The organism is Nostoc sp. FACHB-892, assembly GCF_014698795.1.
In the GTDB taxonomy this organism is placed as follows: domain Bacteria; phylum Cyanobacteriota; class Cyanobacteriia; order Cyanobacteriales; family Nostocaceae; genus Nostoc.
Map to the genome: position 1 here is coordinate 134308 of NZ_JACJTR010000012.1, position 24757 is coordinate 159064.

General features: G+C 41.9%; 23 protein-coding genes. 5 read left to right on the top strand and 18 right to left on the bottom strand.

The features are described from left to right. Window positions 1–5: 5 nt before the first annotated feature. Window positions 6–572: a hypothetical protein gene (locus H6G96_RS17800; protein ID WP_190912681.1), complete on the bottom strand. Its 567-nt coding sequence runs from the start codon at window positions 570–572 to the stop codon at window positions 6–8. A 1086-nt stretch (window positions 573–1658) separates the two neighbouring features. On the opposite strand from H6G96_RS17800, the gene H6G96_RS17805 reads away from it, so the two are divergent. Beyond that, a complete protein-coding gene (locus tag H6G96_RS17805; protein ID WP_190912682.1) occupies window positions 1659–2507 on the top strand; it encodes a tryptophan 2,3-dioxygenase family protein in 849 nt (282 codons plus the stop codon). A 409-nt stretch (window positions 2508–2916) separates the two neighbouring features. Further along, a complete protein-coding gene (locus tag H6G96_RS17810) occupies window positions 2917–3069 on the top strand; it encodes a ribbon-helix-helix protein, CopG family (protein WP_190912683.1) in 153 nt (50 codons plus the stop codon). Between the two features lie 122 nt (window positions 3070–3191). Here the strand turns inward: H6G96_RS17810 and H6G96_RS17815 are convergent, their stop codons facing one another. Then, window positions 3192–3737 (bottom strand): NADPH-dependent FMN reductase, encoded by a 546-nt coding sequence (locus H6G96_RS17815; protein ID WP_190912684.1) that lies wholly within the window; start codon window positions 3735–3737, stop codon window positions 3192–3194. Between the two features lie 452 nt (window positions 3738–4189). Between H6G96_RS17815 and ftsH the strand changes: the two genes are divergently transcribed. Further along, window positions 4190–6100, top strand: a complete 1911-nt coding sequence (gene ftsH, locus H6G96_RS17820) for an ATP-dependent zinc metalloprotease FtsH (protein ID WP_190912685.1) — start codon at window positions 4190–4192, stop codon at window positions 6098–6100. A 169-nt stretch (window positions 6101–6269) separates the two neighbouring features. Here the strand turns inward: ftsH and H6G96_RS17825 are convergent, their stop codons facing one another. Together H6G96_RS17825 and H6G96_RS17830 are read right to left on the bottom strand one after the other, a co-directional pair. Continuing rightward, window positions 6270–6893 carry an RloB family protein gene (locus tag H6G96_RS17825; protein WP_190912686.1) on the bottom strand — a complete coding sequence of 208 codons (624 nt, stop codon included), beginning with the start codon at window positions 6891–6893 and terminating at the stop codon, window positions 6270–6272. After that, window positions 6886–8172, bottom strand: coding sequence for an ATP-binding protein (locus H6G96_RS17830; RefSeq protein ID WP_190912687.1), 1287 nt, complete (start codon window positions 8170–8172; stop codon window positions 6886–6888). The genes H6G96_RS17825 and H6G96_RS17830 overlap by 8 nt, the downstream gene beginning before the upstream one ends. Window positions 8173–8531: 359 nt before the next feature. On the opposite strand from H6G96_RS17830, the gene topA reads away from it, so the two are divergent. Beyond that, window positions 8532–10697, top strand: a complete 2166-nt coding sequence (gene topA / locus H6G96_RS17835; protein ID WP_190912688.1) for a type I DNA topoisomerase — start codon at window positions 8532–8534, stop codon at window positions 10695–10697. Window positions 10698–10728: 31 nt separating this feature from the next. Here the strand turns inward: topA and H6G96_RS17840 are convergent, their stop codons facing one another. From H6G96_RS17840 to H6G96_RS17885, 10 genes are all read right to left on the bottom strand, one after another. Beyond that, the gene (locus tag H6G96_RS17840) at window positions 10729–10884 is read right to left on the bottom strand and encodes a hypothetical protein (RefSeq protein ID WP_190912689.1); all 156 of its coding nucleotides are present in this window, start codon (window positions 10882–10884) and stop codon (window positions 10729–10731) included. A 26-nt stretch (window positions 10885–10910) separates the two neighbouring features. Next, window positions 10911–11177, bottom strand: coding sequence for a type II toxin-antitoxin system RelE/ParE family toxin (locus tag H6G96_RS17845; RefSeq protein WP_190912690.1), 267 nt, complete (start codon window positions 11175–11177; stop codon window positions 10911–10913). After that, the gene (locus tag H6G96_RS17850) at window positions 11174–11413 is read right to left on the bottom strand and encodes a hypothetical protein (protein WP_190912691.1); all 240 of its coding nucleotides are present in this window, start codon (window positions 11411–11413) and stop codon (window positions 11174–11176) included. Before H6G96_RS17850 ends, H6G96_RS17845 begins: the two co-directional genes overlap by 4 nt. Before the next feature lie 159 nt (window positions 11414–11572). Then, a complete protein-coding gene (locus tag H6G96_RS17855; RefSeq protein WP_190912692.1) occupies window positions 11573–11848 on the bottom strand; it encodes a type II toxin-antitoxin system RelE/ParE family toxin in 276 nt (91 codons plus the stop codon). Continuing rightward, window positions 11841–12092, bottom strand: coding sequence for a type II toxin-antitoxin system Phd/YefM family antitoxin (locus H6G96_RS17860; RefSeq protein ID WP_190912693.1), 252 nt, complete (start codon window positions 12090–12092; stop codon window positions 11841–11843). The genes H6G96_RS17855 and H6G96_RS17860 overlap by 8 nt, the downstream gene beginning before the upstream one ends. Before the next feature lie 208 nt (window positions 12093–12300). Further along, window positions 12301–12708 carry a response regulator gene (locus H6G96_RS17865; protein ID WP_190912694.1) on the bottom strand — a complete coding sequence of 136 codons (408 nt, stop codon included), beginning with the start codon at window positions 12706–12708 and terminating at the stop codon, window positions 12301–12303. Between the two features lie 6 nt (window positions 12709–12714). Further along, window positions 12715–13107 carry a response regulator gene (locus H6G96_RS17870; protein WP_190912695.1) on the bottom strand — a complete coding sequence of 131 codons (393 nt, stop codon included), beginning with the start codon at window positions 13105–13107 and terminating at the stop codon, window positions 12715–12717. Window positions 13108–13255: 148 nt separating this feature from the next. Further along, window positions 13256–15355, bottom strand: a complete 2100-nt coding sequence (locus H6G96_RS17875; RefSeq protein ID WP_190912696.1) for an ATP-binding protein — start codon at window positions 15353–15355, stop codon at window positions 13256–13258. Between the two features lie 30 nt (window positions 15356–15385). Next, on the bottom strand, window positions 15386–17179 hold the full coding sequence (locus H6G96_RS17880) for an ATP-binding protein (protein WP_190912697.1): 1794 nt from the start codon (window positions 17177–17179) through the stop codon (window positions 15386–15388). 764 nt (window positions 17180–17943) lie between these two features. Beyond that, complete coding sequence (locus H6G96_RS17885; protein ID WP_190912698.1) at window positions 17944–18453, bottom strand: phosphoribosyltransferase; 510 nt, start codon at window positions 18451–18453, stop codon at window positions 17944–17946. 77 nt (window positions 18454–18530) lie between these two features. Here H6G96_RS17885 and H6G96_RS17890 point away from each other — a divergent pair, with 77 nt between their 5' ends. Beyond that, window positions 18531–19982: an MFS transporter gene (locus H6G96_RS17890; protein ID WP_190912699.1), complete on the top strand. Its 1452-nt coding sequence runs from the start codon at window positions 18531–18533 to the stop codon at window positions 19980–19982. Between the two features lie 500 nt (window positions 19983–20482). On the opposite strand, the gene rtcA is transcribed toward H6G96_RS17890, so the two are convergent. The 4 genes from rtcA to H6G96_RS17910 form a co-directional block, all read right to left on the bottom strand. After that, the gene (rtcA, locus tag H6G96_RS17895) at window positions 20483–21529 is read right to left on the bottom strand and encodes an RNA 3'-terminal phosphate cyclase (protein ID WP_190912700.1); all 1047 of its coding nucleotides are present in this window, start codon (window positions 21527–21529) and stop codon (window positions 20483–20485) included. Window positions 21530–21673: 144 nt separating this feature from the next. Continuing rightward, window positions 21674–23014: an FAD-binding oxidoreductase gene (locus H6G96_RS17900; protein WP_190912701.1), complete on the bottom strand. Its 1341-nt coding sequence runs from the start codon at window positions 23012–23014 to the stop codon at window positions 21674–21676. 117 nt (window positions 23015–23131) lie between these two features. Continuing rightward, a complete protein-coding gene (locus tag H6G96_RS17905; protein ID WP_190912702.1) occupies window positions 23132–23959 on the bottom strand; it encodes an ABC transporter permease in 828 nt (275 codons plus the stop codon). Between the two features lie 14 nt (window positions 23960–23973). Beyond that, window positions 23974–24738 carry an ABC transporter ATP-binding protein gene (locus tag H6G96_RS17910; protein ID WP_190912703.1) on the bottom strand — a complete coding sequence of 255 codons (765 nt, stop codon included), beginning with the start codon at window positions 24736–24738 and terminating at the stop codon, window positions 23974–23976. Between the last annotated feature and the right edge of the window lie 19 nt (window positions 24739–24757).

Below are 24757 nucleotides of genomic sequence, written 5' to 3' on the forward strand. Positions count from 1 at the left end.
GTTGATTAATTCAAGTATTGAATCGACTGCGAAACTTTGACTGCTTCTTGGGGAGTAATGTTAGTACAATTAGACAATTCTGGTACTACTCCCGTACCAACAAATCTGTAAAAGGGGCCATTTTGCTCTCCCCACCACTGCGATAGCAATGTTGGTTGTTTGGCATTACCGTATAATCCTAGCTCCAAAAAGCTTTTTCCAAATATCGGAGAATTTATTGGGTAACTACGCGACCCAGAGGGTAAGTCACCAATACCACCAGATGTTGACTCAATTGCAAAGCATTTATCTGCACTTAAATTTTGGTAAACAACTAAGTAACGTAAGCTATCAACGTTTTCACGCCCAGCCGAGACTAATACTGTGTCAGCACGAAAATTTGCAGGTACGTAACTTGGTAATGCTACTTTTAATCCTAGCGATCGCAAAACTTTTAATTGAGTTGGCGTTAATTTTATTCCCAAATTGGTTTGCGAAGCTTTGGGTTGAGCAATTACGGCAGCCGTAGAAGCCATAATACAGGCGAGAACGCAAGAGGAAGCAATGTTAACCGAGTATTTGAATGATTTCATCGCTAATAATTATACATTGCAATAGTTCATACTAAGTGCGAATTACTTGATATTTTAATCTTGATAAGTCAGCCGACGGGGAAATTTACAAGTATGTAACAAAAAGTTAGTCTGAGCAGTTGAAGTTAAATTTAACACCTTGTGTACTATAGTTTCCTCCTGCAAAATCTGAAGATAGTAATTTATCGATAGAGGTGTGTAGAAATCTAAAGACATTATTAAGCTGATACCCAGGTAAGATGGGTAAAAGTTGGGTAGTTATGCGCTATTTTTCTGCAAATGATTGAGCGATGATTATGTGTATAGAAAGCGCTGGCAAAGATTTTTAGCTGGCATTTAATAAACAGTACATAAAAACAAAGCCCTGGATTTTTACCAGGGCTTTTTAAATTTAAACCTTTCTTCAATACTTTTTCCCTTTAAGCAAACCATATTGCAAGTGGTTACGCTGTCAAGTAAATTTTATAAAATGGCTTTATTGCTTGAGCAAATCTCATTAGTGGAACTAAATAATGGTTTGTTTGACAAAATAAAATACTTAAAATATTAGTATAATATCAAGCGCCAGTATTGCTTAAGGAGCTAATGATGAGAGGATGGGTAAATGATCCACATTTAGGAGGGGTAAAAATCCCGGATCAAGTCAAACAGAGAACGAAGCAACGAATATTAGCCTATGCAGAGCAGAATTATGCGGGGAAATACATACGTATCGATATACGTTTTAAGGATACTTCTGTTACATAGATGTTTATAAAGAACCGTCTTTACCAGATAGTTATGATCCATCAATTTTTAAAGTAACGCGTGAGGAATATATAGAAGGAGTAATAAATACACCAATTCATCTGTGTCGATTGCGCTACAAAGGGAATGAAGAGAAATGGACAAAGGCTTTTTACACCTATAGTAATGAGAAATATGAACCTAGTTTCTTTAATAATGGGACTTTTTATAGAACACCAGAAGAAGCATTTCAAAGTTCAGCATTGTATTTAGATTAAGGAATTTTTGAAAGTTTTTAATTATTTTTGAGATGACAAATACAAAGTCATTTGCTTTAAAAAACAAATAATATTTATTAATATGTCCGAATCTTATGCACCTCAGCCTTTACCGCCAATTAATCCTAACTTGGATATTAGTCAAAATCACTACTGGAATTACCATAATATCGAGGGACTAATTAGTTGTAAAAAGCCTTTGACGGCATCTCAAGACGAAGATTTATTTATTGCTGTGCATCAAATGTGTGAGCTTGCTTTTCACCAAATGATTATTGATATGGAACGAGTTTTGAAGGGTTTAGCACAAGCACTACAAGATACAACTGATCTCATTATTGGCAACACGGCAGAGGTATGCTATTTCTTTCGTCGCATCCTGCGTTTTTATGAAGTTGTAAATACAACGATGCCGATTCTGATGACAATGCGTGCTTTTGCAGAGTTCAGAACTAGTATTGGACCTACTAGCGGGTTTCAGTCTTTTCAGTTCCGCCATCTAGAAATTATGAGTGGGGTTTGCAAATACTGGGATGGTGGTACTAAAAATGCTGAGGGAAAATTGCATATAGCCGAGATAGAGTTTAATCAACGCTATGGTGAGCAGGTAGCCCAATGGTTTGAATTATACCGTCAGCACAACCTCGCCTACTATTATCAAATTCTCACTAGCCGCGCTGCTGGTAATTCTCAGGCAGAATGTCTACGTAATTTACAGACTAATACAAATGCTAGTGCAATTCTTCAGTGCTTCAGTGCTTATGATGATTTGCAGAGACGATTTCATAAATCTCATCTAGGGCTGGCAATTGGACAACTAAAAATAGTTGGTGCAGATGTTGGTACTGGTGGTACCTCCTTTAGAGATTATCTAGCTAAATACGATAAGGAAGAAGCGCCTCTGTTTCCAGGTTTAGCAGAACAAGACTAAATGTCCAGGGATGAAATAGCCAAATTATAAATTCATTACTTGTGCAAGGCAACTATTCCTTCTCAGTCACCCTAATATCTCCAATCTGGTGTTGTAACGATTGGCTGCTGATGCCCTTTACAAGTGGTAACAACACTTTTTTTAGAAATTGGGAAACTTATTTGAGTAAAGCACTTACTTGGCATAAAATAATTTTATACTTTCTTGATACTGGCTGGATAATTACTACCTTTAAGGGGCTAAAACTTTATACTCTCAAATAGACTTTACATCTCTACTATTTTTTTTGAAAATGTATTAGTTTTCTTCATCATCTCTTGAATTAAAAGTCATTGGTAATACCCATGTATTAACAGATTAAGTGATTGATATTAGAAAAGTAGTTGAAAAACCGAACTTATCTAATATCATGAATAAAAAATGGGCTGTTAAACGACTTACAATCAATCTCACATCAAGTGAGGCAGAGAAGTTAGAAAAATACTGTTCAATGACTGGCAGACCTGCAACCGATGTAATTCGGGAATTAATTCGCTCTCTTCCCACTGAAGATGAAGAGTAAAAAACTTAAAAGAAAAAGAAATTTTACTAGATAACTGGACTTTAATCTAAAGTCCAGTTCCAAACAACCTTTTAGAAAATAAGGAGCTTTACTCCTTACTACAAATTTGCCTACCCTAGCAACTAATTTATGCTCCGCAACTTGCGAGTATTATCAACTAAACTCTGAGCAAATTGATCAAATCTTTGGGAGAGTTTTTCATCTACTAGCTTGCCTTCAGGGCTGAACGCACCCCAAGCTTGCCCGATCGCAATCTGTTCCGGGATCGTCCAACAATGCACCCACCGCGTGATTAAGCGGAGGTCATTTAAAGCATTACTATTAGACTGACCACCCAAGACGCTAATCAATCCTGTCACTTTATCCGACAGTTGATCAAAGCTCATCAAATCTAGAGCATTTTTTAAGACACCACTAACTCCACCATGATACTCAGGTGTCGCTAAAATTAATCCATCGGCACGACTAACAGTATCTTGCAACCGCTGAACATCTGGGTAGTCTGAATATTCCTTTGCACCAGTGCAAAATGGTAGTTGCAACTGCCGTAAATCGAGAATTTCCACCTCTGCACCAAGAGCTTCTACCCTTTGTACTGCTATTTGTAAAGCAAGCTGGGTATAAGAGTTGGGTCTTAAACTACCGCCAATACCAATAATTCTCACCATAATTAACCTACAAACTATTAACTAGCTACTATCATCAGATTTCTTAAAAAGCGGAATCGTTATGACTATGTTGATATTAGCGATTTGTGTCGGAATGTGTCAAATTAATATTTAGCAAGAGCTGAGGTAACCTCTGGTAGAGCTTGCGCTTTAAACCTCACTCAAAATCTCTGAGCCGATTGAGAGCAATCAGTGTAGGTTTTTTTGCGTAGCGTCTCGAAAACTTGCCCACACTATGTTGAAAAAGCAACCTCCTGCCTTGTCTACGACACGCTGCGCGATCTGCGTCTTGCCGAACGTCCTCCTGCCTAACCAGAAGAAACTTGGGAATGGTTTTGTGTGGAAGTTAGACTAGATAAGAAAAGTGTAATTTCCAGTTATTACAATTTTTGATAGAAGAATAGGCATAAAACCATAGCTCAACTTGTGCCAGCAGACAAAGGGTAATTATTATGACAAATTTGGGAAAAAAAGCATTGATAAAAAGGCAGTCATCAAAGCGTGGTGCTTGGGTTAGTGCTTTGGCGCAGCCCGCCGTAGGCATCGCAGCTAGTTTGATTATGTTACCAGGAATTTTCGGGAGTACTCCCGTCTTGGCACAAAAGGCAGAGAGCAACTCTATAAACTATGGTCAGTTAATCAAAAAAGTGAAGGCGGGAGAAGTTGAAAGAGTAGAGCTTGACGAAACCGAACAGCTAGCAAAGGTTTATCTAAAGGGGCAAAAAGATAATACGCCACCTCAACAGGTAAGACTTTTGGCACAAAATGCAGAGCTAATTGACATTCTCAAAGAGAGGAATGTTGATTTTGGTGAAGTTTCCTCTGCTAACAGTCGAGCTGCTGTTGGGCTGTTGTTCAATCTCATGTGGATTTTGCCACTGGTAGCTTTAATGCTATTGCTCCTCCGGCGTTCTACTAATGCTTCTAGCCAAGCGATGAATTTTGGCAAATCCAAAGCTCGCTTCCAAATGGAGGCAAAAACTGGAGTGAAATTTGAAGATGTAGCCGGGGTTGAAGAAGCTAAAGAAGACCTCGAAGAAGTTGTTACTTTCCTGAAACAGCCAGAAAGATTTACTGCTGTAGGCGCACGTATTCCCAAAGGAGTGCTGTTAATTGGCCCTCCTGGTACTGGTAAAACTTTACTAGCAAAAGCGATCGCAGGTGAAGCAGCTGTACCATTCTTTAGTATTTCTGGTTCGGAATTCGTGGAAATGTTCGTCGGTGTCGGTGCATCTCGCGTGCGCGACCTCTTCAAAAAAGCCAAAGAGAATGCCCCTTGTCTAATATTTATCGATGAAATTGACGCAGTCGGTAGACAACGGGGTGCTGGAATCGGTGGCGGTAACGACGAGCGCGAACAGACCTTGAACCAACTGCTCACGGAAATGGATGGTTTTGAAGGTAATACAGGCATTATTATTATTGCTGCCACTAACCGCCCAGATGTTCTAGATGCAGCGCTGCTCAGACCAGGACGCTTTGACAGACAAGTGATGGTGGATGCACCGGATCTCAAAGGGCGACTGGAAATTTTGAAAGTCCACGCGCGGAATAAAAAAATTGATCCTAGCGTATCATTAGAAGCGATCGCTCGTCGTACTCCTGGATTTACTGGCGCAGATTTAGCCAATTTACTCAACGAAGCTGCCATTCTTACTGCTAGGAGACGCAAAGAAGCTGTCACACTTTTAGAAATTGATGCTGCTGTGGATAGAGTCGTTGCAGGTATGGAAGGTACCGCCTTAGTAGACAGCAAGAGCAAGCGTTTGATTGCCTATCATGAAGTTGGGCATGCCTTAGTGGGTACATTGATCAAAGACCATGACCCTGTGCAGAAAGTTACACTTATCCCACGGGGGCAAGCACTAGGATTAACTTGGTTTACTCCCAACGAAGAACAGGGGTTAATTTCCCGTTCCCAACTCAAAGCCAGGATTACTGCCACTTTGGGTGGTCGCGCCGCCGAGGAAATCGTTTTTGGGAAGCCAGAAGTAACCACAGGTGCCGGGAATGACCTGCAACAAGTTACAGGAATGGCGCGGCAGATGGTGACACGCTTCGGGATGTCAGAATTAGGCCCATTGTCACTAGAAAATCAAAGTGGAGAGGTATTTTTAGGACGTGACTGGATGAATAAATCAGACTATTCTGAGGAAATTGCCGCCAAAATTGATTCACAGGTGCGCGAAATTGTTAACAATTCCTACATCAGAGCAAAAGAACTATTGGAAGAAAACCGCATAGTTTTGGAGCGTTTAGTAGATTTACTAGTAGAACAAGAGACAATTGAAGGTGATGCATTCCGCGAAATTGTTGCTGACAATACCCAGGTAGCCGATGCACAAGTAGCTGTACCTCATTAGAGAATAGTTGACACTCCCTAGTAGATTGTGGCGGAAGTTTGCCTATCTTTAACAAGAGGATTTGCGCTGTGCTGTACTAGTGAAAATCCATATATTCAGATTCCCAACTTTTTGAAAAAGTTGGGAATTTTCTTGAAAATAAAGTCATAAGTGCGATCGCAAACCGTCTTTATAAGAATGATTCTGTTTTCGGAATAAACTTGTTGAGTGCCATCACTAATTCATGCACGGTTGTGCATGGATTGTCTTTGACTGGAATGTGAGGATCATATTGTTTAAGAAGCTTTTCAGCATTCCTAATAGCAATAGATTGCTTGTCAAATAGCTCATCATAAATCGTTTCGCTATTCTTCTGATATGTCCTACCAAATAAAGAAGTTAACTTTTTCAGATAATCACTTCGAGGAATACCAGTATTGAGAAATTCAAAATGCAGAACATACCATAATTCAAATGATTCATTAGAGTAAGCTACTTTAAACCCTTTATCTTCAGCATTTTTAATAGCGTTATTAAAATCTTCTGTAGTCCAAGAATCACGATCAAATACACACCAAACTTGATCATAGTTTTCTTGCTTATTTAGTTCCTTGGCGCTTTTAACTAGTTTGCTGGGATTTTCTCCTAAACCCTGTACGTCTATTTCAACAACATTTTTAGGAACACGAAAACTCCTAAAGTAGTTAGGTTCAGTTTTCGCTCCTTCACATACGATTAAGAATCTCTGCTTGACTTCCCTAGTATTAACTTTTCTCGTTGAATATCCACGAGAGTTTGCTTTTGTTCTAGCCATGAGAGTCGATTAGATGATTCAAATTTCCAATATATGGAATTGCGCCATATCTACCTTGAATATAATCACTCTCAAATGGTGCATCGTCAGGTATCTTGTATTCTGCTAAAGAGTATAAATCTGTTGCACCATATCTATTCTTTTCAGTAAACCAAATCTGATCTCTACGAAAAAGTTTATTGTTAAGCAAATTTGTATCGTGAGTCATGAATATTAATTGAGCATTATTCGGATTAGTTTCGTTGGAATTAAATAATTCCACAATTGCACGGCTAATTAAAGCATGAATTCTAGCATCGAATTCATCAATGATGAGAACATTACCATTTTTAAGTGTATCTACAAGAGGTCCTGCTAAAGAAAAGACTTTTTTAGTACCCTCAGACTCTTGCTCATCTAAATCAAATACCTCTGTAGATACAAGATTTCCTTTTGCATCAAATTTTTGATGTATGGTTTGAACTGATGATAATTTTCCTTCCGCATTTTTTAAAATTAAATTCTTTAGTTCATCTGGCAATTCTTTAGGCAAAGAATCAGCAGTAATTTCACTTTCTTCTACCTTGAGATCACTAAATCCCAAATCTAACTTTTTGAAGAGCTGAAGAATCTCATCTTTATTTTCATTATTCATTAAACAACTAACTGTGTATCCTCGATATCCTCTATCATTTAAAGTAGATATAAGTGCAACTCTATTTGTCAGCCAATCCAAGATTTTCTCTGCAATCTGGACATTAAATTGAGCCGATACAGACAAAAAGAGAGCATTGTGTCTTGTCTTCTGCTGAATACCATCAGCTTTATATGTTTTAGAAACACTGAACTTGCCCAGTTTGCGTTCAAAAAGTTTAGTTTCTTTTAATTTAGGGACATAAAATAACCATTCAGAAACAACTTTGTCACGAGTTGCCTCGAATCCATATCTATATCTTTTGTCATTCATTAAAAATACTATTTCAAAAAAAGATGGTTGAGCTTCGGTTTCAGTGCTGAGTTTAAATTGATCAACACCTATTTTTTCCGTGCTTTGAGTCTCTTTAGAAGAATTAATCATGAACCATCTCATGAAACCTAAAGCTGTAGCCAGGTTACTTTTACCACTAGCATTTGCACCGTATATTGCGGCGCTTTTAAGTAGTTTTAAATCCTCATCTATTTCAAAAACGTTGTTTTCGTCGAGCTTTTTGTCTTTTGCTACAAGGTTAGCTGCCACCATACTAAAGGTGACTTGCTCTTTAAACGATCTGTAGTTACCGACACTAAATTCAATAAACATAGCATGAAGTTTAGGCTTAAGACAGAAGATTGTGAATAAATAGTAATTTACTGCTTTAAGAGTAGCAATAATTGGTTAAAGATGCTAAATTATAAGATTGTTTTTAACCTATACATTTGTACTGTTATTAATGTATGCAGCATAATAAACGCCTCCACCGGACGATAGCAGTTTTGTTGCAAAAGCTGACGCTAGAGACTTAGAAGTGAAGCAAAGGTTAAAGTACAAGAAAATTACTTCAGAGTTCAGCAATTTGCAAAGCTTTTTGGTACAGTATTCTAAAAAATCCACATGACGAGAATAGGCGATCGCTCATTGCAATTGCCAGTTTATTGCTCAAAATCTAGAACGCAGTTGCTATGATCAAACGCCTGCTTGTGGTGGAATCTCCGGGAAAAGTCAAAAAACTCAGTCAAATTCTGGGTTCGGATTGGAAAGTTCTAGCCAGTTGTGGCCATATCCGAGAACTCAGCAATGAAGGAGACGATTCCTTGGGCTTCGTCATGGACGGCAGCAATGTCCGGTGCAATTACGTCCCGCGTGACCAACGAGCGAAAGAAACAATTCAGAAGCTCAAGTCTGCGGTGAAGCAGGTTGATGAAGTTGTCTTAGCAACTGACCCAGACCGGGAAGGCGAAACAATCGCTTGGCATCTCAAAGAAACGCTGGGTTTAAGGGAACCGAAACGAGTAATTTATACTGAGATTACAGCATCGGCGGTGCAGAGTGCGATCGCTAATCCTAGAAAGCTAGACCAAAACTTAATCGGTGCTGGGCTGTGCCGAGATTGCCTAGATAAGCTCGTAGGTTATAAAGGTAGCCCGTTAGTTTGGGCATTGAATAACGGCGCTAAGAGTGTTGGCAGAGTCCAAAGCGCGACGTTGCACCTCATTTGTCAGCGAGAAAACGAAATTCTGGCTTTTGTCCCCCAAGATTACTGGAGTGTCTGGGTAGATTATGCTGAAGGATTTCGGGCTTTCTACAAAGGGACGGTCGATTCTGCAAAAGATGCAGCAGACCAAGAAACTGAAACTAACGATGACGCAAAGGTTGGTAATAGTCCAGAAACACCCGAGTCTAAGCGCGTTCTTTCAGAAGCAGAGGCAACACGTTTAGTTGAAGAAGCACAGCGACATTCTCATCAGTTGATTCATTTTGAAGGAAAAATCGTTAACCGCCAGCCACCTCCACCATTTACAACTTCTAGCCTTCAGCAAGCAGCCGGTTCAAAGTTGAGGTTTGCTCCCGATAAAACTATGGTTGTGGCCCAAAAGCTTTATGAGGCAGGGCTTATTACATATATGCGAACAGACTCAGTAATGCTGAGTCCAGAATTTTGTGCCAGCGCCCGTAAATGGTTAGAGCAAAATGATCCGCCGAATGTACCGCAGCAAGTCGCCAAGCATCGCAGTAGTAAATCGGCTCAAGAAGCACATGAAGCGATTCGTCCAACGGATGTATTTCGTCCCTCAGTTCAGTTGCGTTTAGAACTTCCTGATGATGAGTTTAATCTGTATGTGATGATCTGGAAACGGTCAATTGCTTCTCAATGTCGGGCTGCCCAATTGCGTAAAACTCTGGTGATTACTCAGTCTGGTTCTCTACTGTGGTCAGCTAGAGGGCAAGTGATCGAATTTTACGGTTATGCCCGATACTGGAATAATCTCAGCAAGGATAGTGTTTTACCTTCATTACAACAGGGACAAGCATTAAAACTGGAGAATGCTGGACATGAGAAGAAGCAGACTCAGCCACCACCCCGTTATAGTGAACCAAAATTGGTGCAACTGATGGAACGTAAAGGAATTGGTCGCCCAAGTACCTATGCTCCTACTGTTGCTACCTTAAAAAAACGAAATTATGTTGAGTTGAAAAAAGACCATCTGCAACCGACAGCGTTAGGGTTAGAAGTTGATGCGTTTTTGCTCAAAGCACTGCCTGATTTACTAGAGGTAGAATTCACAGCGAAAATGGAAGATGCTCTTGATGCCATTTCTGAAGGAAAAAACTCTTGGCAGCATTATTTAACTAGTTGGAATCAAAATTACTTTGTACCAGCGCTTTCCAAAGCTAAAACTGTAGTTGCGAGTTCCCCAACAGGTAAAGCTTATGTGATAACTGATCGCAAATATGAAACTTCTAAAACGCGATGCCCTGAATGCAAAAGTTTTCTCGCCAAAATTCCTAGTAGTAAAGTTAAAAAGAAATATTTCCTTAAATGCACAAAAGGCTGTGATGTTGTGCTGTTTTGGAGCGATTTTAACAAAACTTGGCAGCCACCACGAACTAAAGCAGCCCAAGCTGAGAATCAGCAAAAGCTTCCCGTCAAGATAACAGCATATCCCTGCCCGGTATGTAAGAAACCTTTAGAAGAGTACAGTTATATCAAAGAGGGGCAGAGTAAGAAAATGTTGCGATGTTCTGATCCACAATCGCGTAAAGATACTAAACATAAAGATGTAGCTTATTTCAGTACGCAAAAAGGGTGGTGGAGTCCTAAGTTTGGGGATATAAAACCTAACTAATTTTAGCTATTAGTATTGCGGTCCACTACATTTAGCCTTTTACTTCTTCAGTTTCTTGAAAAATATCCTCATCATCTTCAATTTCATTATATTCCTCTTCGTCTTCCTCTGAAGAGTCAAGCAAATCTCGAACTTCAGCAAAGGAGTCATCTGATTCAGAAGATTCTTTTATCTGCTCATCAATCAAATCAACTTTAGGTAAATTAACTAGTACTAACTTTCATCCTTATAAACCTTGCTACGATGTCCAACTTCTATAACATTCACCACTAGGATATCATCGAAAATATCGTATATAACTCGATACTCACCTACTCTAATCCTATAAGCATTTTCTTTACCTTTTAGCTTTTTTGCCCCGTTTGGACGGGGTTCTATGGCTAAATCATCGATTTTAACTTGTATGCGTTCTTGAAGTTCTAGTGATAATTTTTTAAGTTGTTTTAATGCTCCCTTGAATATTTCAACTTTATAACTCACGCAACTTCCTTTTTTCTTTCTCGTTTTAGTTCTTTTTTAGCTTCCTCCCATGACAGTGAGCCGTCAATCTCAGCGGATTTTTTTGCAAGCTCATAGGCTATTAAATCTTCCTCTTCCTCTTCCTCTTCGATTTTTTGAAGTAATGCGTAAATCTCATCTAAAGTACTGTCATAAGCTTGGTTTAGCAGTACGTTAATATCTTTAATTAATTGTTCGCGTTCGTGTGCTGATTTCATTTTTAATCATCCGAGCGTGATTTTACTTTTTCTGCCACCATCTCTAGTTTTGCCTAAAGGCATCTCATCATTATCAATTATCCCCATTGTTTTTTGGAGTCCCTACAGAACAGCGCGAATCTAGATGAGTGGTCAAGTTAGGGATGGAGTAAAGTCCGATTACAAATTTTTGTATACTTCGCCATCATTTCGCTTCCCAATGCGAAAAACATCAATCAATTTGCTTTCTTCATCAATCGTGTAGAGAATTCTATATTCACCTTGATCAACACGATAACCACCCTCATAGCCTTTCAAGGCTTTGCAATCTTGAGTTTGAGAATTGCCTTGAAGCGAAAGGATTTTAGATACAACTTGCTTATAAAGTTTCGCTTGCAAATCTAACAAATCCTTTTCCGCAGTCTTAGCAATTCTCAAACTGTAGCGTTCACTCATTTCCACGCTTGACACTAATTGCGTCTAAGGTAGTAAACCCATCATTTTCCTCAATTGCACGACGAAGTGTTTCTGAATCAATGGCATCTTCAACAGCTTCAAGCAATTTCAAATCATCAAGACCGATAATTGCTACGGCAGCTTTACCATGACGCTGAATTATAATCCGCTCACCCTTATACTCAGCACGATTAATAAGCTCTTGGAAGTTTGCGCGAGCTTCGGTTGCACTTATGGCAGTCATAGCGCCTCACAAAATTAAATAATTGACGCTAATCAAAATGTAATTTTTGTACAAATTGCTAAAAATATACAAAATTTAGGTTCTGTACTAATATTACATAATGGATAAAACAATTTCCAGTTGATTTTAGATTTATGCACTGTAATGCGATCGCTTAGAACCCCTTTTCCGAACAAGCGAAAGTTATAAAATCCTAAGTACTTTTCCTCTAACTGTCCCCAGTTGTACCTGGGGTGAGTAGTTGCTTCATTTGGTGAGCCAATAATTCTAGTCCAGCATCCTTGGCAAAAAATCCGTCTGCTTCTGGACACATTTGTTTCCCATGTACCTCTAACTCATTTTTGCTCATGTAAGCCGTGACGAGGATGACCACAGGAGAACGAGGCAAGCGGCGCTTGAGAGCGGTAACGATTTCCATGCCATCTGTATTTAGCTCATACCGAGCTGTAGGCAGCACGAAATCAACCAAAAAGATATCATACTGGTTTAGTTCGTCTAACTCCCACAAGAAACTAGACACTGATTTATAGGTTGCCACGACATATTGTTGTTTCAGAAAGCGGTGGACAATCCGACACCAGTGTTCGTCATCATCCAAAATCGCCAGCTTGTGCATGGAGATTCAATTCCTTTTTTGACCGAGAAGACTAATCATATCCAAAAAGGCATCGTAGTCAGTGATGGGTTTGGTATAGCAACTGTCAGCCCCAGATTGGGACAGTAAAAGATGTTGCTCTGCGGGCATGGTGTAAGCCGTCACCAAGATAATTGGTATCTGTTTCCACTGTGCCTTCAGATGGCGCGACAGCATAGAGCCATCGACTTTTTCTCCTTGCCAGCGCGCCCCCCGCAAATTGATATCCATAATCACCAGTTCTACTGCCCCCGCTTCACATCGGTGGAATATCTCTTTTGGTTCCACAGTAATAAACACCTGATGACCACCCAAACGTTCGATTAGTTTGGCGGTTCCCTTAGCTAGGAGTTGGTTGTCCTCAACCAGTAGGATGTTCAAAACTGTTACCTCTTTACTGACCAATTTTAGATTGAAGGATTCCAAATTTAAACTGGGCTTCAGCAGCTGTCGCTGTTTCAACTATGGAAACTCAGATTCCAAATTCCTTTCCCAAGCGTCAATATGAAGTATGGGGTTAATCTAAAATCTAAAATCCAGAATCCAAAATTGATTGGCTCGGTTCGTTTAGGGGCAGCGTAAAGGTCACCGTGTTTCCCTGCCCTAGCCCAGGACTTTCAAGCCATATCTTACCACCCATCAGTTCCACTAATCGCTTGCAGATAGTCAGCCCTAAGCCGGTGCCTCCGTAGGAGCGCTGGGCAGAACCATCAGCTTGCACAAATGGGGAAAACAGTTGCTCTGAATTTTCCATTTCAATGCCGATGCCTGTGTCGTGTACCGAGATTTGAGCCATTGTCCCACTACTATCGACGACGGCCCGGACATCGATTTGACCCTCATCTGTGAATTTGAAAGCGTTATCCAGCAGGTTTGTCATCACCTGACGGACTTTTATCTTGTCGGCGAAAACAGTCTCGATTTCACAGTGGAGTGTCAGAGGAATTGCCTTGTAGCGGCTTTCGGCACCTGAGAGGAAACATTGCTCTTGTAAAAGCTTTTGCAGATAAACTGTCTCCAAATCTAAGGCTATGCGCCCGTCTTCAATCTTGGCAATGTCAAGCACATCGTTAATGATGGTAACTAGATTTTGTGTCGATTGGTAAGCGCCGTCTATATATTCGCACAACTCCTCTTCGTTTTCATAAAGGCGCTCTTTGAGCAACTTTAAATAGTTTAAGGTTGAGGCCAGAGGGGTTCGCAGTTCGTGGCTGGTAGAAGCTAAGAAGTTGCTCTTGAGGCGACTCACCTCTTCGGCGGCAGCTCGGGCATGAGAGAGAGCTTCGTTCTGCATCTCAACTACCAAGCGTTGCTGCCGTTCGCGCTGATAAAGGCGGTTTTGCAGCACGGCTAGCGATAAGTGAATGTTCAAAGACTGGATGAGTTCCATCTCTTCGATGCTCCAGGGATGAGCTTTACCTTGTTTGAGCGCCTGCCATTGCGCCATTGACTGGCGGGGCCGTTGTTGGCGTTCATCGGGTTCCTCATAACCTGGCCAAAGACCTTGTGTGCCGATTTGGTCACGAAAGAAGGTTAGATACCCCAGGAATTCTTTACCATAATACAACGGTTGAACAATCAAACCCCGAATCGGTGTTGTCTGGAAGGATTCAATGAGTTGGTGCAGACGCGGTTCTTGCTGAAGATTAATTACTACTCGCAGAGCAGGTTTATCCTCTTGGGTTAAACCAGTGTCGATGGGAGCAGGAGTTTCCCCTACCTCTTGCCAAAGGGGATGATTTTCTAGTAAGTGTGGAAGCTCTTGCTCGGATGGGTTCGGCTGATTTCCGTAAGTATAAAGATGGGCTGGTAAAGCCTCATCTGGAGAAGTAAGGTATAATCTTCCTCCAGAACTGCCAGAAGCTTTTACTGCTTGCTCTAGAACGTTATGCAAAATCTCTTCAGGGGTCAGAGGCGCGTGCAGCATAGTGGCAATCTGATTAACGATCGCTTCGCGCTGCTGCTGCTCTTGTACCTGACTCAACAGATTTGCCTGGGTAATCGCCAGTGAAACCTGATCAGCAAGCAACTGGACGACCTGTAAATCCTCAGATGAAATTTCTCTGGGTTCGGCATGATGAGAGATCAACAGCCCCCAGAGTTCCTGTTGATAAATTATTGGCACTACCAGAGAAGATTGCACACCCATCTGGGTGAGATAGTCTATATGGCAAGGATCTACCGGACGGCTTAAGATATCTTCGAGGGGTTGCTCTTGCACTTCTTCAACGGTCAAGTCCCCGGTTGCCGTCGTTTTGGGAGTCGGCAGCGAGTTGAGGATAATTCGCTGTTCGCTGACATTGACAATGGAGCGGGTACGTGCTTTAACAAACAAAGCCCGCGCTTGGGGCGGAATGTCATCAGATGGATAGTGTAATCCCAGCAAAGAAGGCAGGCGGTTTGGGGCGCTGGCTTCGGCAACGACGTGTCCATGCCCATCGCGATCAAAGCGGTAGACCTTAGTCCGGTCAGTTTGCAAAAATGCCCGCAACTCGACCACAGTTGCATCCAAAATCTCTTGCAGGTTCAGCGATTGCCGGATGCGGTTCGCCATCCGAGCCAGCAGAGCTTCTTTCCGTTCAGGAAGGAGCTGATCTTTTAGGTTTTTAAAACTGGAATTTGTAGCCAACTCTTACTCTCGACTTTTTAAAATAATTATTTATTTATTATTTAACAGGCTAGCAATTACCATAGCTAATTTTGCTGGTTCTATTGGCTTAGTCAAATGTTTTTGAAATCCTGCTTGGAGAATTTGTTGCTCGTTAGTCTCTCCAGCATAGGCTGTCAGTGCGATCGCTTGGATCTCTCCCCCTTGTTCAGGCGGTAGCGATGTCTGACGACAAGCCGCTTCGCGTCTACGAATTTCCCGAATCAGCATATAGCCATCCATTTCTGGCATCCCAATATCACTTAAAATAATATCTGGTTTCTCAAGTGCAAAGGCATCTAGTGCAAGCGATGCTGAGGCAAAAGCACGCACAGAAGCCCCATACTGTTGAAGGATAAAAACTATTAGCTCGCGGGTGTCAACTTCATCGTCCACGACTAGCACATTTACTCCCTGAAGATTAGGGGAACCGTCAGGTAAACCTTTGTCTTCACTTGTTTGTGGCTCGACAGTCTTGATAGGTAACAACACAGTAAAGGTTGCACCTTTATCTTCTCCCTCACTTTCTGCTTGGACTGTTCCACCGTGCAGTTCCACGATTTGACGAACGATCGCTAAACCAAGCCCCAAGCCGCCAAAGCTTCTTGTTGTGGTATTGTCAGCTTGGCGGAAGTAATCAAACACATAAGGCAGAAATTCTGGGTTGATGCCCTTACCTGTATCACTGACTTGGATTTGCGCTTGTGTATCCACGCGCTCAAGTCGTACTTCCACCTCACCCCCGGACTCTGTAAACTTAACGGCGTTAGATAACAAATTCCAGACGACTTGCTGCAAGCGACTGGGATCGCCCAAAACTTGCCCTATATTCGGTTCAAATACCGTTTTGAGTTGAATTGACTTGGCTTGAGCCGCTAAACGCACAGTATCAAGGGCTACTTCAACGACGGCGGACAGATCAACAGAACTGATCTTTAGGCTGAGTTTTCTTTGAAGAATGCGGGAAACATCCAGTAAATCTTCCATCAGCTGAGACTGCAACTTGGCATTGCGCTCAATGGTTGCTAGGGCATAAGCTGTCTTTGCTTCGTCAAATTTGCGGGTTTGCAGAAGTTTTGTCCAACCCAAAATCGGGTTGAGAGGGGAACGCAGTTCGTGAGATAGAACAGCAAGGAACTCATCTTTGAGACGATTCGCTTGTTCAGCTGCATTTTGTGCCGCTTCGCTAACGGCACGGGCGGCTTGCTCACGCCGTGCCGATTCTTCGGCTGCTTGACGGGCATTGTTACTGTAAAGAACGGTAGCTGTAAAATTTGCAAAGCTTGTCATCAGCCGCAAGTCTTCTCGATCAAACTGCCGATGCTCATCGTGGGATACAATCCAAATCGTGCCAAGTGGTTGATTGACAATTAATAAAGGAACCACCAATATCTCAACGATTGTTGGCTGAAGCTGTTGCAAGAAGGTGAAATACCGTTCGGGATAGGAATACAGCAGGGGGGTTTGACGTTCTAGGCAGATACCGCAGCAACTAAAGCTATAAAGGGTGGCAGTTTGTTCATAGGCTTCTAACATCCCAGCTAGTGCGAACCATCGACAAATATCTTCCCCGTTCGGAGTCACCTCAAGTAAGCTGACACCTGCTGATTCTGCTTGACACAGTTGAGCAATTATTTTTACAAGCTTTTTGAGCAGAATTTGAGGCTGTTCAACTAGTTGCGCTATTAGGGTATGAAGTGCATCATTTTCTTCCTTGAGGTCAGTGGTTCTGGGTATTCTACGCGATAACTCTTGAGTGATGAGAATATCGTCTAAACATATTTGCTCCACTTCCTCATTCGTCATTACACTACTCCGCTTCTAAGAAATATTGCCTCAGCAGTTCCTGTCCAGATTCACCCAAGTTTCGTAATATTTCTTCAATTTTTGTCAAGAAAAAATCAAAATTCAGAATTCAGAATGAATTCTGAATAAAAGGTTTAATACACCCGCCTAATAAAGGCAGTTTACAATTAGGTGGTAGTATAAACCCTTTTATTCATTCTCACTCCTGAATTTTAACCAACCCCTCCAAGCAAGGCAGGAGGCGGGAGGAAAGAAAAAGTTTTTGGGAAAGCCTTTTGACAAGACTTGGTTGGGTGCAGGCCACCATACCTCCGGTATGGTGGCCTGTAAGACTTTACGGACTCGCTACCCTACGCTATCGGTTCTGGTTATAAGCCCCAATTGTTCCCTTTAGCATAGATGCGACCTGCTTTGTTTTTTGGTGTCCTTTTATTGTCATAAAAAAAGACTACGGCAAAATGATGTAACCTTGGGACTTCCTGATGGTAGATTTTGGAAGTTCTTTCTAATACCAGTACGGCTTTTTAGGATGAAAGCCAATGTTGAAATTGATTTGGGATTGATAGCGCTAATGAAAGCGATCGCTAGCTAAAACCTAAAATCTTATCAATACAGTATTTACATTCACTGTGTCATTTCCATAACATTATTTTGTTACAAATCTGACAAGCATCTAACTTTTCACGTTATGTGGAAAAGTCCACGAAAACTTAACCCCCTAACCGACACGGGAAGGGGGAAAATTCATGTTGTGTAGATATTAATCAACACAATTGACTTACCTTAGCTGCAAGTTCTGCGGGGTTCATCTGCTCGTAGTGTTCAAAAGGTTGATGAATCCACGGGTTGTCAGGCAGATAATCAACATAATAATTGGGTGCTATAACTGAACAGGCTTTATACCAAAGAACGGCAGTGCGAATTTCCTCAATGGGGAAATCAGTATTTTGCTTAAGCCAAGGTATAGTCTGCTGGAGTGTGATGCCAGAATCTACCAAATCATCTACTAAGAGAATGCGCGAACCTAAGCTTTCGGCAGTCATCGTTATGTGGCGGGAGAAAATTAAATTATTTCTTTCAGTGCCACTATAAGATGAGGTTGCTAAAATTGCCAGAGGCTGCTGGTATATACGGGAAAGAATATCTCCAATTCTTAGTCCTCCTCTGGCAAGACAGATAATCTGGTTAAATTCCCAACCGGATTCATAAATCTGAATAGCCAGTTGTTCGATTTTTTGGTGATAATCTGACCAAGAAACATAAAGGTCTGGCATAAGTCTAACGGGAGTGCTAGATAGCTAGTATTTAAGGCAATCGCAGAATTTTTATTTTAGTATGAGTGCAAAGTTTTATGAATGATTCTACTACTGATGGCGATGCCCAACGAGATCCTCTCAAAGAAAAACTCGACTTAAAAACAAAGCTGGCTTACGGTGCAGGAGATTTAGGCCCAGCAATCACTGCAAATATCTCCGTCTTTTTTCTGCTGGTTTTCTTTACCAACGTCGCTGGTATTCCTGCCGGTTTAGCTGGCAGTATTTTGATGATTGGCAAAATCTGGGATGGGGTAAATGATCCGGTTGTCGGGTTTCTGACTGATAAAACGAAATCTCGTCGTTGGGGTCGTCGTCTTCCTTGGATGTTTTATGGGGCTATTCCCTTTGGGATTTTCTTTTTCTTGCAGTGGATTGTACCGCGATTTAGTGCAAATCAGAGTGAGAATATTTGGCCGCTGTTCTGGTATTACGTAGCAATTGGGGTAATATCTCAAGTGTTTTACACCGTTGTGAACTTGCCTTATACGGCAATGACTCCAGAATTAACTCAAGATTACGACGAACGCACCAGCCTTAACAGCTTTCGGTTTACATTTTCTATTGGTGGCAGCATTCTGTCGTTGATTTTAACGCAAATTGTTTTTTCTCAAATTAGCGATCGCCAACAACAATATCTCGTTCTAGCAGCCATTTGTACGGTAATTTCGATTTTAGGATTATATTGGTGCGTTTTTGGAGTCCGCGATCGCATCTTGGCTTTTGAGGCCAAACGCATCCAAACCGAAGAACCTGCATCTCTCCCCTTTTTTGAACAGCTAAAAATTGTCTTTAGCAACCGACCTTTTTTATTTGTTATTGGTATATATCTTTGTTCTTGGCTAGGTGTGCAGGTGACAGCCAGCATTATTCCCTATTTTGTAGTCAATTGTATGGGGCTTAAAGAATCAGATGTGCCCACAGTGATGATTGCAGTCCAAGGAACTGCTCTGGTGATGCTATTTGTCTGGGGGGCGCTGAGTAAAAAAGTCGGCAAAAAAGTTGTTTATTTTCTGGGAATGAGTTTATGGATAATAGCAGCAGCCGGATTATTTTTCTTACAGCCTGGTCAAATAGTTTTGATGTATGTGATGGCTGTTATGGCAGGTATTGGTGTCTCCACAGCTTATCTAATTCCCTGGTCGATGATTCCAGATGTGATTGAATTAGATGAACTGCAAACTGGACAACGCAGAGAAGGCATTTTTTATGGCTTCATGGTTTTGCTACAAAAATTTGGTTTAGCTTTCGGGCTGTTTTTGGTGGGAAATGCTTTGCAAGTATCCGGTTTCAAAGAATCTGTAGCCGGAAGTCCATTACCCATCCAACCTGAATCTGCACTGTTTGCTATTCGCATTGCTGTTGGGCCTATACCTACAGTTTGTTTACTTTTTGGCTTAGTTTTAACTTATTTTTATCCAATTACCCGCGAGATGCACGCAGAGATTATGCTGAAACTCAAAGAACGGCAAGAGAAGATGGAGAGTTAAGGGAGTGGCGCCAGGGGAGGCAGAGGGAGCAGGGGGCAGGGGGCAGGGGGACAAGGTGAATTTTGATGCTCGTTCACGAGTATCAAAGACTCATTAATGGAGCGCAAAGACTCTACCAGACGAATGCCCAACGCCCAATGACTAATGCCTTGTATTTGCGATCGCAACCTGACTTAACCTAAGTATATGCCTTTGACAGAGGTAAATTCAAATGCTCTGCTCCATACTTAAGTGAAGAGCAAGTGTTAGAGACAACTGAACTCAGTCTCAACTACGTTTGCATTCACCTTGTAAATTGGTTAGTCGTTTATTTTTACAACACATCCAGGTTACAAGTTTGATTGCAAATCCTCTTAAACAAACTATCAAAAATTTTCTATCTCCGCTTACAAAACCTTCCTTGCCTCATTCCTACTCTTGGAAATGAGGCAAATTTCTATGCAGCCGCATATCCCGCAGGTAATTTTGTCTTTGGGGATGTTGTTAAAGCTTTCTCTATTTCATCTAGTCAAACTCTTCACCGACACGATTTTATCAGCTTCATCTACCGTAATCTGCGCTAACCCAAATTGTTCAATTACCGCCGCATTCGTCGTCAAATGTCTACTCACCTCAGCCACCCGGTAATGACTTTCCTGTGACGCTAAAGCAGCTGGCAATAATAACTGATCTGCTAAGTGTTCATCCACTGCTGCGCCAGTGTGATGAAACTCAAGCAGCTGCTGACAAGCAATTTCTGCAACTGTTTCCGCCGACAACCGCAAACGCCCAAATCCACCAAAGCCAGTTAAGCTGTTCTGATACTCAGCAGTTAAAAAAATACCTGCCCCAGGAGCCACACCTCTTTCTCGCAAAGTCTGCACACGAACTTTCAAATGGGCTTCCCGTAACAAATTCTCGGCACGATTCGCCATCCGTTGAGGAATATGGGAAGGCAATTCTGTCACCACTGCTAGCCCTCGCACCTGTTGTAACTCTCCCCGTTCTAGCAAGTTGATACCGTTGAGTTTACCATCGCCACTCACCTGCAACTGTACTTCTCCCCCACCTTGGGGAAACCACCCCCAAGCGCCTAACTTGACTTGGGCTTCTACACCCATGCGTTGCAATATCGGCAAATAAACTTGCTCAATGTAGGTCACTGTCGGGCTAAAGTTTACATGAGTTCCACCCTTTAGTGTGATCTGGGAACTACCGGATGCTAGTGACAAAGGTAAGAGAATTGTCTGTAAAACTAGAGCGATCGCACCCGCAGAACCACCAACTTGTGCTTTACTAACATCAAAGGTATAAGTTCCAGCTTGCACAGCACTACCTGGAATGAATTCCAGCAGCGTTGAACCCAAAGCATCACCCTGTAGTTGGGCATTACAAATTCTCGCCGCCGCCCGAACTGCGGTTAAATGTTGTGCTGCTAATCCTGGCTTTTTGCGTCCAGCGCGAATGCCTGAAATTCGTATGGGTTCGCCAGTGATGGCTGCTAGACTTAAGGAAGTGCGAAGAACTTGTCCGCCTCCCTCTCCATAGGAACCGTCAATTTCAATCATGGGCGATTTTGGGATGTTGGATTTTGGGTTATCCCCACGGCTCTTAAAATCAAACCACAAATTATAAACGCCTAACAAGTAGCTTTTTCAAGCGAGGTTACACAAATATACACAAACACTTCTAATATGTGTTTCTGTAGCTTGCTAATTTTGAATTTGGAATTGCAGAACCTTGCTTTTACCTGGATTCATCAACCCATAGGGGTCAACTATTTCCTTAAATTTTAACTGCTCAGGATCAATAACTTTTCTGCCGCCGTCTTCAATAATATATGTGTGAGGATTGGCAATACTCACACCGTGTTCTTCGTGATAGCGGATAATCTCGTTGAGGCGTTCTTCGGTGGTGTAGCGCACGAGTTGCAAAGCACCAGGAACTACGGCACTGTTCACCCGAAAGAATTCCAAATGCATCATTACCTCATCGCCGAAGTGATCATACATCTGCTGTACTAGTTGCATGCGGTCGCGAGGAAACATACTTTGTAAATAGGTAATACCAGTATCTACACTCCGGGCGTGTAAGGTAGTGTGGTTCCAGCCAAATTCTGCTAAATGTATGCTTTTCCCCGCTTCCTCGGCTGGTTTTTCATAAGTAATTTTGCCGCCATATTGCTGCACCAAACTTGGTAAAAATTCCAAACTCGATTCAGCAATTATCAAAAATACTGGATGAGTCCCTTCAGGAATGTACTCTTGTAGGGCGTGAAAGTATTGAGGAATTGGAGATGCAAACACAGAAATCAACTTCTTAATCATGCCATCAGCATTGCCAAGAGCCTGACCAAACTTTGCTGCTGTCATAAACTCGTCAAAGGTGACAATCACTTCTGCCCAAGGATAAGCTGGCCCTAAAGGGATTTCGATTTCGGTAATGATGCCGTTAATTCCCCAAGCATGATTCACCTTTTGCACATCATCGCCGCGTAATTCGATCGCACGGGGTTCATCTTCTACAGTTACTACTCGCAGTGCTAGGATATTACCGCGATCGCCTAGTAGCCCATATTGTATCGAACCAATGCCCCCACTCCCGCCAGCAATAAATCCGCCAATTGTGGCTGTGCGGTAAGTCGAGGGAGCCATGCGGATTTCCCAGCCGATTTCTCGTGTTTTTTTATCTATAGCCGCCAACTTCACCCCAGCTTCTACCCGCGTCACTCCCGGCTTTACCCAAAGAATCTCTTGCATCCGTGTCATATCTAAAATTACGCCACCATGCAACGGTACGCACTGCCCATAATTCCCAGTTCCCGCACCCCGCACAGTTATGGGTACACGATGTTTCGCGCAAGCGGCGGCAACTTTTAAAACCTCTGCTTCATTGGCGGGACGCACTACGATATCCCCGACTTTTCCCTCTAGTTTCGGCACAAGCACCGGGCTAAAGCTATGATAATCCTGCGATAATTTTGCGACTTGGGCGGAGTCGGTGATGGTTTCTATGCCTTCTAGAGAATTAATTAGGGCATCCAATGTTGTCATAGCTTATATCCTTTTTTTAACGTAGAGGGACGCTGAGGGAAGCGCAAAGGTTCGCAGAGAATTAATTCCTCTGCGTTCCTTTGCGTAAACCTTTGCGTTCCTCTGCGTTTTAAAATCCTAATTTTCTTGTTTGGCAGCACTTTCATGCCACTTACTTAATATAAAGTCAGATAGGACACTCAAGCTGACAAAAATTAATACACCCAACCCAGTTGTGAGCAATAATGCCGCAAACATCCGAGGAATTTGTAAGTTGTAGCTGGAGATTAAAATGCGGTAAGCTATGCCAGATTTTGCCCCACCAGTACCCGCGACAAATTCGGCTACAACTGCGCCAATTAATGCTAAACCACCGCTAATTTTTAAACCACCTAAGAAATAGGGCATGGCACTGGGTAAACGAAGATACAGCAGAGTTTGCCAGCGAGAAGCTTTGTAAAGTTGAAATAGGTTCAGCAAGTTCCGGTCAACACTGTTGAGTCCTAGTGTAGTGTTGGATACGATGGGGAAAAAGGCGACAATCCAGGCACAAACTACTAAAGCGGCGAAAGTGTTATTTTTGAGCCAGAGAATGATTAAGGGTGCGATCGCAACTATGGGAGTTGTTTGTAAAATTACTGCGTAGGGAAATAAACTGCGTTCAATCCATTTACTTTGGCTAAATAAAATCGCCATAAGTAAACCAGAAATAGCCGCAGCAATAAAAGCAACGATTGTGATTTGTAATGTAATTAATAGTGATGGAAAAAGCTCGCTCCAGTCAGTAATTAAAGTTTTAAATACTAATAAAGGGCCAGGTAGGATATAAGGAGGTAGATGTGTTATCCGCACAAATATATCCCATAATACTAATGCTATAATGCCAACTAACATTGGTGCCCAAACGTCAGCAGAAAAAAACTTACTCAATGTTTTTTGTGATTGGGCACGACGGATAAATAGCATATAAATTAAAAATTTCAAATTGGCGCAAAGCTGATAGCTTGGGCTAGATGCTGAGAAATCTCCCGACAATATTGGTTATACAGCAATGATGTCCGAAAATCATCGTCACGGGGATAGGGAGCATCAATTTCTACATCTGCTACAATTCGTCCTGGACTTGTCCCCATGACTAGCACCCGATTTGATAAGTACACTGCTTCGTAAATATTGTGAGTAACAAAAACCACCGTCCAGCGGTTTTGAAGCCATAAATTGAGTAAATCACCATTAAGTTTGCTACGAGTAATTTCATCTAATGCCCCAAATGGTTCATCCATTAACAGGACATTTGGCTGAGTAACTAATGCCCTAGCAATTGATACCCGCATCTTCATCCCACCTGATAACTGGCGGGGATAGTTCTCCTCAAAACCTTCTAATCCTACCAGGGCTAATGTCTGCTGCACCAATTTTTGGCTATCTTTTTTGGGCATTCTCGCCAACTTTAGCGGTAGGCGCACATTCTCCCGGACGTTTGCCCAAGGCATGAGTGCAGCATCTTGGAAAACAAAAGCCAGCTTTCTTGCTTGCTGAGTTATACCCCAGTCAATACTACCAGAACTCGTGCGCCCCAATCCGGCAATCAGGCGCAAGACTGTACTTTTACCGCACCCAGACGGGCCAACTAAACTAACAAATTGCGACTCTGAAATTGCTAAATTTAGGTCTTGCAGGGCAACAGTGCCATTGGTGTAGACCTTGCTAATCTGATTGAGCGTGATAACGGGATGGTGACTCATTCAAAAAATCTGGAGAATA

Excerpts from the sequence above, each read along its gene's own strand:
- H6G96_RS17800 (WP_190912681.1), bottom strand. The coding sequence starts at position 572 with ATGAAATCATTCAAATACTCGGTTAACATTGCTTCCTCTTGCGTTCTC.
- H6G96_RS17880 (WP_190912697.1), bottom strand. The coding sequence starts at position 17,179 with ATGACGAATGAGGAAGTGGAGCAAATATGTTTAGACGATATTCTCATC.
- H6G96_RS17905 (WP_190912702.1), bottom strand. The coding sequence starts at position 23,959 with ATGCTATTTATCCGTCGTGCCCAATCACAAAAAACATTGAGTAAGTTT.
- ftsH (WP_190912685.1), top strand. The coding sequence starts at position 4,190 with ATGACAAATTTGGGAAAAAAAGCATTGATAAAAAGGCAGTCATCAAAG.
- H6G96_RS17890 (WP_190912699.1), top strand. The coding sequence starts at position 18,531 with ATGAATGATTCTACTACTGATGGCGATGCCCAACGAGATCCTCTCAAA.
- H6G96_RS17860 (WP_190912693.1), bottom strand. The coding sequence starts at position 12,092 with ATGACTGCCATAAGTGCAACCGAAGCTCGCGCAAACTTCCAAGAGCTT.
- H6G96_RS17830 (WP_190912687.1), bottom strand. The coding sequence starts at position 8,172 with ATGTTTATTGAATTTAGTGTCGGTAACTACAGATCGTTTAAAGAGCAA.
- H6G96_RS17805 (WP_190912682.1), top strand. The coding sequence starts at position 1,659 with ATGTCCGAATCTTATGCACCTCAGCCTTTACCGCCAATTAATCCTAAC.
- H6G96_RS17815 (WP_190912684.1), bottom strand. The coding sequence starts at position 3,737 with ATGGTGAGAATTATTGGTATTGGCGGTAGTTTAAGACCCAACTCTTAT.
- H6G96_RS17850 (WP_190912691.1), bottom strand. The coding sequence starts at position 11,413 with ATGAAATCAGCACACGAACGCGAACAATTAATTAAAGATATTAACGTA.
- rtcA (WP_190912700.1), bottom strand. The coding sequence starts at position 21,529 with ATGATTGAAATTGACGGTTCCTATGGAGAGGGAGGCGGACAAGTTCTT.
- topA (WP_190912688.1), top strand. The coding sequence starts at position 8,532 with ATGATCAAACGCCTGCTTGTGGTGGAATCTCCGGGAAAAGTCAAAAAA.
- H6G96_RS17885 (WP_190912698.1), bottom strand. The coding sequence starts at position 18,453 with ATGCCAGACCTTTATGTTTCTTGGTCAGATTATCACCAAAAAATCGAA.
- H6G96_RS17855 (WP_190912692.1), bottom strand. The coding sequence starts at position 11,848 with ATGAGTGAACGCTACAGTTTGAGAATTGCTAAGACTGCGGAAAAGGAT.
- H6G96_RS17900 (WP_190912701.1), bottom strand. The coding sequence starts at position 23,014 with ATGACAACATTGGATGCCCTAATTAATTCTCTAGAAGGCATAGAAACC.
- H6G96_RS17865 (WP_190912694.1), bottom strand. The coding sequence starts at position 12,708 with ATGCACAAGCTGGCGATTTTGGATGATGACGAACACTGGTGTCGGATT.
- H6G96_RS17825 (WP_190912686.1), bottom strand. The coding sequence starts at position 6,893 with ATGGCTAGAACAAAAGCAAACTCTCGTGGATATTCAACGAGAAAAGTT.
- H6G96_RS17910 (WP_190912703.1), bottom strand. The coding sequence starts at position 24,738 with ATGAGTCACCATCCCGTTATCACGCTCAATCAGATTAGCAAGGTCTAC.
- H6G96_RS17810 (WP_190912683.1), top strand. The coding sequence starts at position 2,917 with ATGAATAAAAAATGGGCTGTTAAACGACTTACAATCAATCTCACATCA.